Genomic DNA, 15,260 nt, shown 5'->3' with positions numbered 1-15,260 from the left:
CCATGCCTCTCGCCCCCACCGACAGCGAAATCTGGTTCCTGACTGGTAGTCAGTCACTCTACGGCGAGGACACCCTCGCCCAAGTGGCCGCCCAGTCACGGCAGATATGCGAGACGATCGCCGCCGATGTCCATGCCGGCGGGGCTGCCGGTCCGGCCGTGCGCATCGTGTGGAAGCCCGTTCTGACGGAGGCGGACGCGATCCGCCGACTGTGTCTGGACGCCGAGGCGGACGACCGCTGCATCGGTCTCATCGCCTGGATGCACACCTTCTCCCCCGCCAAGATGTGGATCACCGGCCTCGCCTCCCTCCGCAAGCCCCTCCTTCATCTGCACACCCAGGCGAACCGCCGTCTCCCCTGGTCCACGATCGACATGGACTTCATGAATCTGAACCAAGCGGCTCACGGGGACCGCGAGTTCGGCCACATCCAGTCGCGTATCGGTGTCGCCCGCAAGACCGTGACGGGGCACGTCTCCTCCCCCGATGTGGCCCACCGCATCGCGGCCTGGACGCGGGCCGCCGTCGGACGCGCCGAGTTCGCCCGGCTGCGCCTCGCCCGCTTCGGGGACAACATGCGGGATGTCGCGGTCACCGAAGGGGACAAGGTCGAGGCCCAGTTCAGGTTCGGCACGTCCGTCAACACGTACGGCGTCAACGAGTTGGTGGCGGCCGTGGACGCCGTGGACGACAGCGCCGTCGCGGCGCTCACCGAGGAGTACGCCGACCTCTACGCCCTGGCTCCCGAGCTGCTTCCCGGCAAGGAGCGCCACGCGTCCCTGCGGTACGCGGCCCGGATCGAGGCCGGACTGCGCGGCTTCCTCACCGACGGCGGCTTCACCGCGTTCACCACCAACTTCGAAGACCTGGGCGGCCTGCGGCAGTTGCCCGGTCTCGCGGTCCAGCGGCTGATGGCCGACGGTTACGGCTTCGGGGGCGAGGGCGACTGGAAGACCTCGGCGCTGCTGCGGGCGACGAAGGCCATGGCGTACGGCCTGCCGGGCGGCACCTCCTTCATGGAGGACTACACCTACGACCTCGCTCCGGACAGCGGACTCGTCCTGGGGGCCCATATGTTGGAGGTGTGCCCGTCCCTCGCCGCCGCCACGCCCTCCTGCGAGATCCACCCGCTGAGCATCGGCGGGCGTGAGGACCCGGTCCGCCTGGTGTTCGACGCGGCCCCCGCCCCCGGAGTCGTCGTGGGGCTGGCCGACATGGGCTCCCGGTTCCGGCTGGTCGCCAACCGGATCGATGTGGTCGGGCCGCCCGAACCACTGCCCCTGCTGCCCGTGGCCCGCGCGGTCTGGCGCCCGGAACCCGATCTGCGTACGTCCACGGAGGCGTGGCTGACCGCAGGGGCTCCGCACCACACGGTGCTCACGACGGCCCTGGGCCGCGAGGAGTTCGAGGATCTGGCCGACATGCTGGCCGTGGAGCTCGCGTTCATCGACGCCGACACGACCGTACGCCGGTTCGCGCAGGAACTCCGCTGGAACCAGGCCTACCACCGACTGGCCGACGCCCTGTGAGCGGCACCGCCCGAGCGACCGCTCCCTCACCCCGGCCAGGAGGCCCCGCCATGTCCCGCTCCGCTTTCGCGTCGCTGCGCGGCGAGGTCCTGGCCGCCAATCTGCGCATTCCGGGAGCGGGTCTGGCCACCCTGACCTGGGGCAACGTGAGCGGGGTCGACCGGGAGGCCGGCGTGTTCGTCATCAAGCCGTCGGGGGTGCCGTACGACCGGCTGCGCGAGGAGCATCTCGTCGTCGTGGCCCTGGACGACGGCCGGGTGGTCGAGGGGGATCTGCGCCCCTCGACCGACACCGAGACGCATCGGAGCCTCTACCGGGCCTTCCCGTCCATCGGGGGGATCACGCACACCCACTCCCCGCACGCCGTGGCCTTCGCCCAGGCCCGCCGTCCGATCCCGGTGCTCGGCACGACGCACGCGGACACGTTCGACGGACCGGTGCCGGTCACCGAGCCGCTCAGCGCCGAACAGTGCGCGGCCGACTACGAGTTCAACACCGGGCAGGTCATCGTGGAGCTGCTCGAAGGCGACGACGAACGGGCCCGGGCCGTGCCCGCCGCCCTCGTCGCGCACCACGGGCCCTTCACCTGGGGCGCGGACGCCGACGCCTCGCTGGAGCACGCGGTGATCTGCGAGGCGGTCGCGGAGATGGCGCTGCACACCCTCGCCCTGGGGGCAGCGGAGCCACCTCGGCATCTGCTGGACCGTCACTACACCCGTAAGCACGGCGCGGGGGCCTATTACGGCAACCCGGGTGCCGTGTGACCCGAGGGGCAGAGGCTGAGGTGAACGGCGCGTCGCGCGGGGGGCGTGAGGGCGTCGGAGCAGTGCTCCGTTCGCCATCCCTCGCGCCCTGCCAGGGGTCGGGTGGCGCGGCGAGGATGAGCCGGACCTGATCGGCAAGGCACCTCCCAGGGGGTGTCCCGCGGTGGAAGGAATCCACGTTGCTGCTGCTCATCTCCCCGGACGGCGTCGAGGAAGCCCTCGCGTGCGCGAAGGCGGCGGACCATCTCGACATCGTCGATGTGAAGAAGCCCGACGAGGGCTCGCTCGGTGCGAACTTCCCCTGGGTCATCCGGGAGATCCGCGGGGCGGTCCCGGCGGACAAGCCGGTGTCGGCGACGGTCGGGGACGTCCCGTACAAGCCGGGCACGGTGGCGCAGGCGGCACTCGGCGCGGCGGTCTCCGGAGCCACGTACATCAAGGTCGGCCTCTACGGGTGCACGACGCCCGACCAGGCCATCGAGGTGATGCGGGGAGTGGTCCGGGCCGTGAAGGACTTCCGGCCGGACGCGTTCGTCGTCGCCTCGGGCTATGCCGACGCCCACCGGATCGGCTGTGTGAGCCCGCTCGCGCTGCCCGACATCGCCCGCCGCTCCGGCTCCGACGCGGCGATGCTCGACACCGCGATCAAGGACGGGACCCGGCTGTTCGACCATGTGCCGGCGGAAGCCTGCGGGGAGTTCGTCCGGCTGGCCCATGACGCGGGGCTGCTCGCCGCGCTCGCGGGCAGTGTGAAGCGGGAGGATCTCGCCCTGCTGACCCGGATAGGGACGGACATCGTCGGCGTACGCGGGGCGGTCTGCGATGGGGGCGACCGCAACGCGGGGCGGATCCAGCCGCGGCTGGTGGCCGATTTCCGGGCGGAGATGGACCGGCACGCCCGGGACCACGCGGCGACCCCGGCCGCGAGCTGACCGCCGGCGTGGCGCCGCATCAGCCGGGCCCGGCCCCGGCGGCCCCCGGTGAGCGCTTCACCGTGCTCGACCCGGCGACGGGCGAGGTCTTCGACGAGGCTCCCGACCAGCGGGCGGAGGAGCTGGACGCGGTGGTCGACCGGGCGTACGAGGCCTGGCGGAGCTGGCGGTCCGACCCCACCGCCCGCGCGGCCGCGCTGCTCGCGTCGGCCGACGCCGTGGAGGCGGCCGGGGCACAGCTCGCGCCCCTGCTCACCCGTGAGCAGGGCAAACCTCTGACCGAGTCGTACGCGGAAGTCGCCCGCACGGCGGCCCGGCTGCGGTGGTTCGCCGCGTCGGCCCGCCGGCGGTCGCTCGGGCCCGTCGCCGCCATCGTCCCGTGGAACTTCCCGCTCCAGCTCGCCTCGGCGAAGTTCGCGCCCGCGCTCGCCGCGGGCAACACGGTGGTGCTCAAGCCCTCCCCGTTCACACCGCTGGCGACCCGGCTGCTGGGGTCCGTCATGTCCGCCGCCCTGCCCGAGGGCGTGCTGACGATCATCACCGGCCGCGAACCTCTCGGCGCGCTCCTCGCCTCCCACCCGGGGATCCGCCATGTGACGTTCACGGGTTCGGTGCCGACCGGGCGGGCGGTCGCGGCGGGCGCGGCGTCCGGCCTCGCCCGGGTCACCCTGGAGCCGGGCGGCAACGACGCGGCGATCCTGCTGGACGACGTGGACGTGGAGCGGATCGCGGACCGGCTGTTCCGGGCGGCGTTCCGCAACTGCGGGCAGGTCTGCATGGCGGTCAAACGCGTCTACGCCCCGGCCCGTCTCCATGCCCGGGTGGTGGAGGCCCTGGCGGAACGGGCGAAGGCGGTGGTCGTGGGGGCGGATCTCGACGAGGGTACGGAGCTGGGGCCGCTCAACCACGCCGCCCAGCCGGCCCGGGTGGAGCGGTACACGGCGCGGGCCCTCGCGGACGGGGCCAGGGCTGTGGCCGGGGGCCACCGGCTGGACCGGCCGGGCTGGTTCCACGCCCCGACCGTCCTGACCGATGTCCCGCCCGACAGCCCGGTGGTGGCGGAGGAGCAGTTCGGTCCGGTCCTGCCGGTGCTGCCGTACGGGAGTGTCGACGCGGCCAACGCCACCCGCTTCGGGCTGGGCGGCTCGGTGTGGGGCACCGACCTGGACCGGGCCGAGGCGGTGGCCGGCCGGCTGGAGTGCGGGACGGCCTGGATCAACCACCACGCCGAACTCTCCCTCGCCCAGCCCTTCGCCGGGGTGAAGGAGAGCGGCGTCGGCGTCGCGGGCGGACCGTGGGGGCTGTACGGCAACCTCAGCCCCTTTGGCGTACACCGCCCCCAGGAGGCCCGGCCATGAGGTTCGATGCCGCGGTGCTGCGTTCGTACGAGGACCCGTTCGCCGTCGAGGAGGTGACCCTGAACGCGGGTCCGGGCGACGGTGAGGTCCTGGTCCGCATCGCGGGGTGCGGCATGTGCCGGACCGATCTCGCCGTCCGGCGCTCGGCGGGCCGCTCCCCGCTGCCCGCGGTGCTCGGCCACGAGGGGGCCGGAGTGGTGGTCGAGACGGGCGGCCCGGCCACCGCCCTGAGCCCCGGCGACCACGTCGTGCTGAGCTTCGACTCCTGCGGGCACTGCCGGAGTTGTCTCGGCGCGGCCCCCGCCTACTGCGACGAGTTCGCCGCGCTCAACCTCTTCGGGGGACGCGCCGAGAACGCGGCACGGTTCACCGACGCGGCCGGGGGCGGGCTGGCGCCCCGGTGGTTCGGCCAGTCCTCGTTCGCCGCGTACGCGATGGTCCCGGCCCGTAACGCCGTACGGGTCGACCCCTCGCTCCCCCTCGAACTGCTCGGGCCGCTCGGCTGCGGCTTTCTCACGGGGGCCGGGGCGGTCCTCAACTCCTTCGGCGCGAGCCCCGGCGATACCGTCGCGGTCTTCGGCGCCGGAGCGGTGGGCCTGGCGGCGGTCATGGCGGCCACCGCCGCCGGGGCCGTCGCGGTGGCGGTCGACCGGCACCCCGAACGGCTGGCCCTGGCCGAGAAGTTGAACGCGATCCCGCTGCCCGCCGCCTCGGACGATCTGCCCGGCCGCGTCCGGCGGCTCACCGACGGCGGCGCGCAGTACGCCCTCGACACCACGGGCTCCGCCCGGCTGATCAACGACGCGCTCCGGTCGCTGCGCCCGAGGGGCCACCTCGGCCTGGTGGCCCGACTGAACGACGAACTCCCGCTGGAAAAGGGGACCTTGGACCGGGGTCGGAGGATCTCCCACATCTGCGAGGGGGACGCGGTCCCGGCTCTGATGATCCCCCGGCTGACCGGGCTGTGGCAGGCCGGGCGGTTCCCCTTCGACCAGCTGATCCGTACGTACCCGCTCACCGACATCAACGAGGCCGAGGCGGACTGCGAGGCGGGCCGTGTGGTGAAACCGGTACTGATTCCGTAAGCCCGCCCCTTCCACGTACGACAAGTCCCACGCATCCCACGCGTATCACCTGCGCGCATCAAAGGAGTGCACATGGTCGACACAGCACATCGGAACACCGACGACACGGGCGTGGAGGGCGTGGCGGGAGGGGTCGGTGTGACCGCTCTCCTGGTCGCGGCGGCGCGGGCGCTCGAGACCCACCGCCCCGACAGCCTGGCCCGGGACGTCCACGCGGAGCACTTCGTACGCGCGGCCCCGGCCTCCGCCGACTGGCCGGTCCACCCGAGGGAGGTCGAGGGCGGGGACGCGAACCCGCTGTGGGGCCGGTTCGCCCGGTACTTCGGCCTGCGGACCCGGGTCCTGGACGACTTCCTCCTCCGGTCGGTACGCGTCGGGGGCGCCCGCCAAGTGGTCCTGGTCGGGGCGGGGTTGGACACACGGGCGTTCCGGCTCGACTGGCCCGCCGGCTGTGTGGTCTTCGAGATCGACCGGCAGGAGGTGCTGGCCTTCAAGCACCGGGTGCTCGGCGGTCTTCCGGCCACCCCGAAGGCGGCGCGCGTCCCGGTCGCGATGGATCTCCGCGCCGACTGGGCCGACGCGCTGCCCCGCGTCGGCTTCGACCCGGCAGCGCCCAGCGTCTGGCTGGTCGAAGGGCTGCTGTTCTACCTGCCGCCGGCCGCCGAGACCTACCTCATCGACACGGTGGAGGGGCTGAGTACCGGGGGAAGCGCGCTGGCATTCGAGGTCAAGGTGGAGAAGGACCTGCTGGAGTACCGCGACAGCCCGCTGTACACGGCCACCAGGGAGCAGATCGGCATCGACCTGCTGGACCTGTTCGATCTGGCGCCCCGCCCCGATTCGGCGGGCCGCCTGGCGGACCGGGGCTGGTCCACCTCGGTCCACACCCCCTTCGACTTCACCCGCCTGCACGGACGCGGCCCCCTGCCCGAGCCGAACGACGCCCTGGCGGGCAACCGGTGGGTGTTCGCCGAGAAGCCACACCCCGCGGGTGGCGGACCCGGGGTGTGAGGTCCGGCATTCGGACCACCTCGCACCGCTCGAATCGATGTTTTCCAGCCGCAGAGATACGGTGATTACTGGCCATTTTGGCCCAGATCGACGTCCCGGCGACCGGGTTTCCGGACAGCGGAAAACCATCGTCCCCATGGTGTGATCCCAGGAGGAATGATGACCGAGCACGACGCGAGCGGAGCCGAGGGACCTGCGGACGGCGGAGCGGCGGGTACGCCCGGGGTCCATGACGGCGGCGCGGACGGCGGAGCGGAGGGGCCTGCGGACGGCGGCGCGGCGGGTACGCCCGGCGTCCACGACGGCGGGGCGGACGGCGGCGCGGACGGCGGAGCCGAAGGGCCCGCCGACGGCGGCGCGGCCGGCACCCCGGGCGTCCACGACGGAGGAGCCGACGGCGGCGCCGAAGGGCCTGCGGACGGTGGCGCGGCCGGTACCCCCGGCGTCCACGACGGAGGAGCCGACGGCGGCGCCGAAGGGCCTGCGGACGGTGGCGCGGCCGGTACCCCCGGCGTCCACGACGGAGGAGCCGACGGTGGCGCCGACGGCGGGGCCGGCAGCCGCTCTTGAGCCTGCCCCGCACCGAGCTCCAGGATTCCGGCGCGCGTGAAAGCGCCGGGGTCCTGGAATCGCGGCTGACCGGGCTCAGCCGCGAGGAATTCGCCCGTGACGTCTGGGGACGCACAGCGTCGCTGACGCGGCGGGCGAGCGACTTCTCCGACGTCTTCTCCCCGTCCGCCGTGGACGAGCTGATCTCCCGCCGCGGGCTGCGTACCCCGTTCCTCCGGGTCGCCAAGGACGGCGCCACGCTGCCCTCCTCGTCCTTCACCGCACCCGCCGGAGTCGGGGCGACCGTCGCCGACCAGCTCGACGACACGGCCCTGTGGCGTGCGTTCGCCGACGGCGCCACGCTCGTACTTCAGGCGCTGCACCGCACCTGGGAGCCGGTGGCGGACCTGGTCTCCGGACTGAGTACGGAGCTGGGTCATCCCGTACAGGCGAACGCCTATGTCACCCCGCCGCAGAACCGGGGGTTCGACGCGCACTACGACGTGCACGACGTGTTCGTCCTCCAGATCGAGGGGGCGAAGCGGTGGGTGATCCACGAGCCCGTGCTGCCGGACCCGCTGCGCGACCAGCCGTGGACCGATCACCGTGCGGCCGTGGCCGACCGGGCCGCGCACAGCACGCCCCATCTGGACACGATGCTCCGCCCCGGCGATGTGTTGTACCTGCCGCGCGGCTGGCTGCACTCGGCGCAGGCCCAGGGGGAGGTCTCGATCCATCTGACGCTGGGGGTCCACGCCTGGACCCGTTACGCGCTGGCCGAACAGCTGACCCGGGCCGCCCTCGCCGCACTGGGCGACGACCCGTCCATGCGCCGGTCGCTTCCTCTGGCGGACCCGAACGAGCCAGGTAGCGGGATCGGTCCGGACGACGTCCTCGGCCTGGTCCGTGAGCGCCTGCTGGCCGCCGTCGCCGAGGCTGATCCCGCCCCGCTGTTCCACCGCGCCCAACGGTCCCAGGCGCGCCCGGCGCCGCTGGGTCCGGTGGCCCAGCTCGCCGCGCTGACCGGCCTCGGGACGACCTCACCCGTACGGCTGCGGAAGGCGCTGGAGCCCCGGTTGGAGGGGTCACGCCTGCACACCCGCGTCGGGCACCTCGATTTCCCGGCGCCCGATCTCGTACCCGTGGCGCGGCTGCTGGACGGCCGGGTGCGCACCGCCGGTGACCTGGGCCTCGCGCTCGCCGGGCGGCTGCTGCGGGCGGGCGTCCTGGTGCCCGCGGACCGGTGATCCCGCCGGACCGGTTCTTCTGCGCCGACGCGGCCAGGGCCCGCCGCGACCCGTTCGTCGGCACGGCTCCCTTCGGCTCCGTCTGGGTCCTCATCGAGTACCGGCGTGCCTGGCCCGCCAACGGTTTCGACGGACTCGACCTGGATCCGGAGACCAAGACCCTGGTGTTCGCCGCGGCCCGGGCGAACCGGGCCCGGATCCTCCTCGTCAGGCGGCACGGACGCCGCCGCCTTGAGGGGAGCGACCGGTGGGCGGTGCTGCATCACGACGGCTCGGGCGCGCTGCGCCAGCGGTGGGGCAGCTGGCACCGCGACCAGGACCTGGCGCGGATCGTGACCGCCCTGGACGCCCCGGGGGAGCCGGGCCTCGCCCCCGTCGTCCTCGTCTGTGCCCACGGCCTGCACGACGCCTGCTGCGCGGTGCGCGGCCGGCCCGTGGGCCAGGCCCTCGGCGCGCGCTGGCCGGACCTGGTGTGGGAGTGCACGCATGTGGGCGGCGACCGGTTCGCCGCCAATGTCGTCGTCGTGCCCGACGGGGTCTACTACGGCAATCTCGACGCCCGGTCGGCGGTGACCGTGGTCGAGGACCACCTCGCCGACCGTATCCGCGCCGACCATCTGCGGGGCTACACCACCCTCCGCCCGCCGCAGCAGGCGGCGGTGGCCGCGGTGCTCCGGCGCTTCGGCCCGGCGGGCAGGCACGACTACGCGGTCACCGCGACGGTCGCCGAGGGTGACGGCTGGCGCGTCCGCGTCAGCGGCCGGGCACCGCACGCGAGGCTGCTCGACGTCGAGGTACGGGCCCGGCGCACGCGGGCCCGCCAACTGACCTGCCGCGGCCCTGCGAACAGCTCCGCCCTCGTCTACGACGTGACGTCGATCCGCGACCGCTGACGGACGCCCCGCTCCCGAGGCCGGCCCCGCCCCGGTGAAGCGCAGGCCGACCCCGCCCCGGTCAGGCGCAGGCCGGGCACAGCCCGCGGTAGGTGATCTCCACCGAGCCGACCGCGAACCCGAACCGCTCCTCCTCGGGCAGATCGCCGATGGCGTTGCCGACGGGATGGACGTCGCGGACCGTGCCGCAGCCGGAGCAGACCAGGTGCTGGTGGGGGTTGCGCGCGTTCGGGTCGTAGCGCTTGGCGCGGCCCACGGTGGAGACCTCCAGCACCTCGCCGAGCGCGACGAGCTCGCCCAGCGTGTTGTAGACGGTCGCGCGGGAGATCTCGGGCAGGCGCTCGGCGGCCCGCAGATGCACCTCGTCGGCCGTCAGGTGGACGTGGTCGCCGTCGAGGACCTCCGCGACGACACGCCGCTGGGAGGTCATGCGCCAGCCACGGCCCCGCAGCCGCCCAAGGAGGTCGCTCATCTCGTTTCACCTGCTCCGCTCGCCGGAGGGGCGGGCGGCCCGGGCAAAGAATCCGCCGACGCCACGCCCCTGTCGTTATGGTTTTAGCTTGCTTCTTGACTTGGACGAAGTCCATCGTAGGATCGATCCCGGCGACATCCAAGAGACAGGAAGACTCCGGTACGGCAGCAGAGACACGCGACGCGACATCACCGGTCGACCGCGCGATGCCGCCCGTCGGCCCAGCGCCGTCGTCGTCGCACCGCCCGGGATCGCCGGGTGCGGTGGTCCGCGAAGCGCTCGGGCGCCCCGCGACGGGACCCGACATCAGCGTGCCCCTTCTGTACGGCCCGAATCCTCCTCCCCCGTTCAGCGCCCCACGACCCGCCGGGTCCGGAAGGATTGCCCCATGACCGAGAACAACGAGTCTCACGTCTTCGACCCCGTCACCCCGGATTCGCCCGAGACGGCCGTCCCGGAGGTGCCCGAGGCGCAGGCGGGCGGCTGCCCCGTGGCGCACGGCCGCGCGCCGCACCCCACGCAGGGCGGCGGTAACCGCCAGTGGTGGCCGGACCGCCTCAACCTGAAGATCCTGGCCAAGAACCCCGCCGTGGCGAACCCGCTGGGCGAGGAGTTCGACTACAAGGCCGCGTTCGAGGCGCTGGACCTGCCCGCGGTGAAACGGGACATCGCCGAGGTGCTCACCACCTCGCAGGACTGGTGGCCGGCCGACTTCGGCAACTACGGGCCCCTGATGATCCGGATGGCCTGGCACAGCGCCGGCACGTACCGCATCAGCGACGGCCGCGGTGGCGCGGGCGCCGGTCAGCAGCGGTTCGCCCCGCTGAACAGCTGGCCGGACAACGGCAACCTGGACAAGGCCCGCCGGCTGCTGTGGCCGGTCAAGAAGAAGTACGGCCAGGCGCTGTCCTGGGCCGACCTGCTGATCCTCACCGGCAACGTCGCCCTGGAGACCATGGGCCTGAAGACCTTCGGCTTCGCCGGCGGCCGCGAGGACGTCTGGGAGTCGGAGGAGGACGTCTACTGGGGCCCGGAGACCACCTGGCTCGACGACGAGCGCTACACCGGCGACCGTGAGCTGGAGAACCCGCTCGGCGCGGTCCAGATGGGTCTGATCTACGTCAACCCCGAGGGCCCCAACGGCAACCCGGACCCGATCGCCGCCGCCCGCGACATCCGCGAGACCTTCCGCCGGATGGCGATGAACGACGAGGAGACCGTCGCCCTCATCGCCGGTGGCCACACCTTCGGCAAGACGCACGGCGCGGGCCCGGCCGAGAGCGTCGGCGCGGACCCCGAGGGCGCCCCGCTGGAGGAGCAGGGCCTCGGCTGGCGCAGCTCGTACGGGTCGGGCAAGGGCGGGGACGCCATCACCAGCGGTCTGGAGGTGACCTGGACCAGCACGCCGACGAAGTGGGGCAACGAGTTCTTCCACAACCTCTTCGCGTACGAGTACGAGCTGACCAAGTCCCCGGCCGGCGCGCACCAGTGGGTCGCCAAGGACGCCGAGGCGACGATCCCGGACGCGCACGACGCGTCGAAGAAGCACAAGCCGCAGATGCTCACCACCGACCTGTCGCTGCGCTTCGACCCGGCGTACGAGCAGATCTCGCGGCGCTTCCAGGAGAACCCGGAGGAGTTCGCGGACGCCTTCGCCCGTGCCTGGTACAAGCTGACGCACCGTGACATGGGCCCGATCCAGCGCTACCTGGGCCCCGAGGTGCCCTCCGAGGTGCTGCTGTGGCAGGACCCGCTGCCCGCGCGCACCGGTGAGGTGCTGGACGCGGCGGACATCGCCGCGCTCAAGGAGCAGGTGCTGGGCACGGACCTGACGGTGGCGCAGCTGGTCTCGGCCGCCTGGGCCTCGGCCGCGTCCTTCCGGGGCAGCGACAAGCGGGGCGGCGCCAACGGCGCCCGGGTCCGTCTGGAGCCGCAGCGCGGCTGGGAAGTGAACAACCCGGACGAGCTGGCCCAGGTCCTGCGCGCCCTCGAAGGCATCCAGGAGTCCTTCAACGCCAAGGGCGGCAAGCAGGTCTCGCTGGCCGACCTGATCGTCCTCGCGGGCAGCGCGGCGGTCGAGCAGGCGGCCAAGGACGCCGGTGTCGAGGTGGAGGTGCCGTTCACCCCGGGCCGCGTCGACGCCACGCAGGAGCAGACGGACGTCGAGTCCTTCGCCGCGCTGGAGCCCGCGTACGACGGCTTCCGCAACTACACCGGCAAGGCGGCCCGGCTGCCCGCCGAGTACCTGCTCCTGGACCGGGCGAACCTGCTGACGCTGAGCGCCCCGGAGACGACGGTGCTGGTCGGCGGTCTGCGGGTGCTGGGCGCCAACACCGGCGGCTCGAAGCACGGCGTCCTCACCGACCGTCCGGGCACGCTGACCAACGACTTCTTCGTGAACCTGCTCGACCTGGGCATCACCTGGAAGTCGACGTCGTCGACGCAGGACGAGTTCGAGGCCCGCGACGCCTCCGGCAAGGTCAGGTGGACCGGCACCCGCGCCGACCTGGTCTTCGGCTCCAACTCCGAGCTCCGCGCCCTCGCCGAGGTCTACGCGAGCGACGACGCGCGCCAGAAGTTCGTGACGGACTTCGTCGCGGCCTGGGCCAAGGTCATGGACCTCGACCGGTACGACCTGGTCTGACAGCCTCCGGCCACGCCTGCTCCGGGCGTGGCCGGGTTGCCCCATAGGTGGGGCCGGTGCGTTCGCGCACCGGCCCCACCGCCGGTTCCGGTTCCGGTCGGCGCCGATGGGGACCGCGGCGGGGGTGTCAGTCCGCTGACGTAGTCTTCCGGCCACCACCCACCGACGCGGAGGATCACGAACGTTGACCGGCCTGTCTGCTTTCCCGTTGCCCTTTCACACCTCCCGTTCCCCGGCGCTCGCGACACCGCGGACGCTGCGGGAGCTGGAGATGATCCGATGCAGCGCGCACCTCAGGGCGAAGCCCGGCTGGTTCGACAAGATGAACGATGCCGGGATCGTCGCCAGGTGGACGCGGGAAGCGGTCGAGCAGGGTCTCACCGAGGCGCAGGTGCGTTACGTGCTGGCCGAGCTCGCGCATTACGCCGCGCTGCGGGACGCCGGGACGGGGATCGAGGTGTCCGCGGTCGACGGGGTGTGGCAGTCGGACACCCTGGTCGACGACGCGCTCAGGTCCCGGCTGCGCGAGGCGGTCCGAGTCCTGGAAGAGGTCCCCGCGGCGGAGCGGGACTGGCATCCCGGTTCCGACGGGCAGGTGCTGGACCTGGTGCATCCCTCGCTGTTCTGTCTGGTACGAGGGGTGAGCGAGGCGCCCGAGCGGGCCTGGCGGAACGAGACCGACAACCGCTACGCGGCCTACGAGTTCTCCGAGAAGTTCCAGTGGCTGCCCACGGACGTCGAGGTCACCGCCGGCGGAGACGCGGTGTTCCGTTCGTACGTCAACAACGTCCACCCCGAGACCCATCGCGAACTGGCCGCTGTCCTGCCGGACGTGTTCACGCGCATGCGTCCTCTGCTGGAGAACGTGCTCACCGATCTGCGCCATCCGCGGCCCCTGCGGATCGAGCCCGATCCCTTCGGGTGGTACGACTCGGAGCCGGAGTACCCGGACAAGGCGTCGTACGCCGATGACGCGGCCTACCAGGAGGCCCTGCGCGACTGGGGGGCGGCCCAGGACGAGTGGTGGGAGAACCGCCGCCCGGTCATCCCGGACGCCCCGGAGTTCGCCCCGCTCCCGATACCCGACGCGTCGGCCCGGGTGGACCTGCGCGGCCGCCGCCTCCAGGTCATCGTCAAGCTCGCCACGATCCACCTCACCCCGGACAGGCCGGAGTACGCGGGCGGCTCCTGGCATGTCGAGGGCATGCTGAACGAGCGGATCGTCTCGACCGGCATCTATTACTGGGACAGCGAGAACATCACGGAGAGCCGGCTGAGCTTCCGTACGGCCCTCGACTACCCGACTTACGAGCAGAACGACGACAACGGCATGCGGGAGGTCTACGGCCTGGAGGACGAGGAGGCGCTGAACCAGACGCTGGGGTCGGCGGCCACCCCCGCGGGCCGGTGCCTGGCGTTCCCGAACATCCTCCAGCACCGCGTCGGCTCGTTCCGCCTCGCGGACCCCACCCGTCCGGGCCATCGCAAGATCCTCGCGTTCTTCCTGGTCGACCCGTCGAAGAAGATCGTCTCGACCTCCGACGTACCGCCGCAGCAGCCGGGGTTCGCCACGTCGACCATGACGCGCGAGCAGGCCGAAGGCTATCGCGAAGAGCTCATGCGGGAACGCAAGTTCTTCGTCGACGAACACAACGAGCAGCTCTACGAACGCGAGTTCTCGCTCTGCGAGCACTGAACGCCGTGGGCATGGTCGCCGTGGCGCCTTGCCCGGCGTCCGGGAGCGGGTGGGGCTGGGCGGCTCGGTACCCTCGGCCGAGGGACACAGGTAGCGGGAGTCGGGAACCGGGAGGCGTCGGTGGGACTGCGGGACCGGATCGCGGCGGAGCTCACGGCGGCCCTGCACGGCGGTGATCTCAAGCTGGAGCGGTACGCGGCTCCGCCCGGCGATCCGGGGCTGTTCGGGATCATCCCGGCGGACCCGTTGTGGCGGGTGCACGGGCAGGCCACCGGGATGCTCACCGGCGGGTTCGCCGCCCTGATGCTCCAGTCGCTGCATCCGCTGGCCATGGCCGGGGTGGACCAGCACTCGGACTTCCGCGCCGATCCGGTCGGGCGGCTGAACGGAACCGTACGGTTCATCACCACGACCACCTTCGGCTCCTCGCCCGCCGCCCGCGAGGTGATCGGTCTCGTCCGGCGCATCCACACCCGGGTGCGCGGTACGGCCCCCGACGGGAGGCCGTACCGCGCGGACGATCCCGATCTGCTCACCTGGGTGCACACCGCCGAGGTGCGCAGCTTCCTCGCCGGCCACCAGGCCTACGCGCCCCGGCCGCAGCGACTCACCCGCGCCGAGTGCGACACGTACTACCGCCAGGCCGCCCCCGTGGCAGAGGAGTTGGGGGCGCGGGAGGTGCCGCGTACCGTGTCCGAGGTGGAGAGCTATCTGACCCGTATGCGTCCCCGACTCCACGCCACCCCGGCCGCGCTGGACTCGGTGCGGTTCCTCCGCGGCTTCGGACGTACGCCACGGGAGCGGCTGGCCGTCCGGCTGCTCACCAACGCCTCGACCGGGCTCCTCCCCGACTGGGCCCGCACCGAACTCTCCATCCGCCGCCCGGCCCCCGTCCGCGTCTGCTGGGACCGGCCCCTGGCGACGGCCGTCGGACGCACCCTGGAGTGGGGGCTCGGCCCGTCCCAGATCCAGGCGGCGGCACGGGGGCGGCTGGCGGGGACGCGGCAGGAGTGACGAGGACGTACGCCCCTGCCCTACGTACAGGCCCCGGCGGATGCCGTACGTACGGGCCCCGGCGGG

The 15,260-nt window shown here is 72.7% G+C and carries 13 protein-coding genes; 12 read left to right on the top strand and 1 reads right to left on the bottom strand.

Features of this window, described 5'->3' with window-relative positions; translation table 11 throughout:
- The first annotated feature begins 2 nt into the window (after positions 1–2).
- The 9 genes from araA (at position 3) to A3Q37_RS07045 (ending at position 9,368) form a co-directional block, all read left to right on the top strand.
- Positions 3–1,529: an L-arabinose isomerase gene (gene araA / locus A3Q37_RS07085; protein ID WP_065479227.1), complete on the top strand. Its 1,527-nt coding sequence runs from the start codon at positions 3–5 to the stop codon at positions 1,527–1,529.
- Positions 1,530–1,579: 50 nt separating this feature from the next.
- Positions 1,580–2,293 (top strand): L-ribulose-5-phosphate 4-epimerase AraD, encoded by a 714-nt coding sequence (araD, locus tag A3Q37_RS07080; protein ID WP_065479223.1) that lies wholly within the window; start codon positions 1,580–1,582, stop codon positions 2,291–2,293.
- Between the two features lie 179 nt (positions 2,294–2,472).
- On the top strand, positions 2,473–3,225 hold the full coding sequence (locus A3Q37_RS07075) for a (5-formylfuran-3-yl)methyl phosphate synthase (protein ID WP_065479220.1): 753 nt from the start codon (positions 2,473–2,475) through the stop codon (positions 3,223–3,225).
- A gap of 8 nt (positions 3,226–3,233) precedes the next feature.
- A complete protein-coding gene (locus A3Q37_RS07070; protein WP_065479217.1) occupies positions 3,234–4,583 on the top strand; it encodes an aldehyde dehydrogenase family protein in 1,350 nt (449 codons plus the stop codon).
- Entirely contained in the window at positions 4,580–5,668 is a 1,089-nt protein-coding gene (locus tag A3Q37_RS07065; RefSeq protein ID WP_065479214.1) for an NAD(P)-dependent alcohol dehydrogenase, read from the top strand. Before A3Q37_RS07070 ends, A3Q37_RS07065 begins: the two co-directional genes overlap by 4 nt.
- Positions 5,669–5,740: 72 nt before the next feature.
- A complete protein-coding gene (locus A3Q37_RS07060; RefSeq protein WP_065479210.1) occupies positions 5,741–6,679 on the top strand; it encodes an SAM-dependent methyltransferase in 939 nt (312 codons plus the stop codon).
- A gap of 156 nt (positions 6,680–6,835) precedes the next feature.
- Positions 6,836–7,249: a BatC protein gene (locus A3Q37_RS07055; protein WP_218064545.1), complete on the top strand. Its 414-nt coding sequence runs from the start codon at positions 6,836–6,838 to the stop codon at positions 7,247–7,249.
- The gene (locus A3Q37_RS07050; protein ID WP_065479204.1) at positions 7,246–8,475 is read left to right on the top strand and encodes a cupin domain-containing protein; all 1,230 of its coding nucleotides are present in this window, start codon (positions 7,246–7,248) and stop codon (positions 8,473–8,475) included. Before A3Q37_RS07055 ends, A3Q37_RS07050 begins: the two co-directional genes overlap by 4 nt.
- On the top strand, positions 8,472–9,368 hold the full coding sequence (locus A3Q37_RS07045) for a sucrase ferredoxin (RefSeq protein ID WP_065479197.1): 897 nt from the start codon (positions 8,472–8,474) through the stop codon (positions 9,366–9,368). The genes A3Q37_RS07050 and A3Q37_RS07045 overlap by 4 nt, the downstream gene beginning before the upstream one ends.
- A 61-nt stretch (positions 9,369–9,429) precedes the next feature.
- Here A3Q37_RS07045 and A3Q37_RS07040 read toward each other — a convergent pair whose 3' ends face one another.
- Positions 9,430–9,840, bottom strand: coding sequence for a Fur family transcriptional regulator (locus tag A3Q37_RS07040; protein WP_065479192.1), 411 nt, complete (start codon positions 9,838–9,840; stop codon positions 9,430–9,432).
- Between the two features lie 388 nt (positions 9,841–10,228).
- Here A3Q37_RS07040 and katG point away from each other — a divergent pair, with 388 nt between their 5' ends.
- From katG to A3Q37_RS07025, 3 genes are all read left to right on the top strand, one after another.
- Entirely contained in the window at positions 10,229–12,484 is a 2,256-nt protein-coding gene (katG, locus tag A3Q37_RS07035) for a catalase/peroxidase HPI (protein ID WP_065479189.1), read from the top strand.
- Between the two features lie 184 nt (positions 12,485–12,668).
- Complete coding sequence (locus tag A3Q37_RS07030; protein WP_079137690.1) at positions 12,669–14,180, top strand: DUF4246 domain-containing protein; 1,512 nt, start codon at positions 12,669–12,671, stop codon at positions 14,178–14,180.
- 120 nt (positions 14,181–14,300) lie between these two features.
- The gene (locus tag A3Q37_RS07025) at positions 14,301–15,194 is read left to right on the top strand and encodes an oxygenase MpaB family protein (protein WP_065479186.1); all 894 of its coding nucleotides are present in this window, start codon (positions 14,301–14,303) and stop codon (positions 15,192–15,194) included.
- The last annotated feature ends 66 nt before the right edge of the window (positions 15,195–15,260 follow it).

The sequence above is a fragment of the Streptomyces sp. PTY087I2 genome, assembly GCF_001687325.1.
Lineage (GTDB): Bacteria > Actinomycetota > Actinomycetes > Streptomycetales > Streptomycetaceae > Streptomyces.
Note: the sequence above shows the minus strand (reverse complement) of the source record. Positions and strands in the feature narration are given on the sequence as shown.

What these genes read in the sequence shown, in the direction of transcription:
- araA (WP_065479227.1), top strand. Translation starts at nt 3, where the DNA reads ATGCCTCTCGCCCCCACCGACAGCGAAATCTGGTTCCTGACTGGTAGT.
- araD (WP_065479223.1), top strand. Translation starts at nt 1,580, where the DNA reads ATGTCCCGCTCCGCTTTCGCGTCGCTGCGCGGCGAGGTCCTGGCCGCC.
- A3Q37_RS07065 (WP_065479214.1), top strand. Translation starts at nt 4,580, where the DNA reads ATGAGGTTCGATGCCGCGGTGCTGCGTTCGTACGAGGACCCGTTCGCC.
- A3Q37_RS07060 (WP_065479210.1), top strand. Translation starts at nt 5,741, where the DNA reads ATGGTCGACACAGCACATCGGAACACCGACGACACGGGCGTGGAGGGC.
- A3Q37_RS07055 (WP_218064545.1), top strand. Translation starts at nt 6,836, where the DNA reads ATGATGACCGAGCACGACGCGAGCGGAGCCGAGGGACCTGCGGACGGC.
- A3Q37_RS07040 (WP_065479192.1), bottom strand. Translation starts at nt 9,840, where the DNA reads ATGAGCGACCTCCTTGGGCGGCTGCGGGGCCGTGGCTGGCGCATGACC.
- katG (WP_065479189.1), top strand. Translation starts at nt 10,229, where the DNA reads ATGACCGAGAACAACGAGTCTCACGTCTTCGACCCCGTCACCCCGGAT.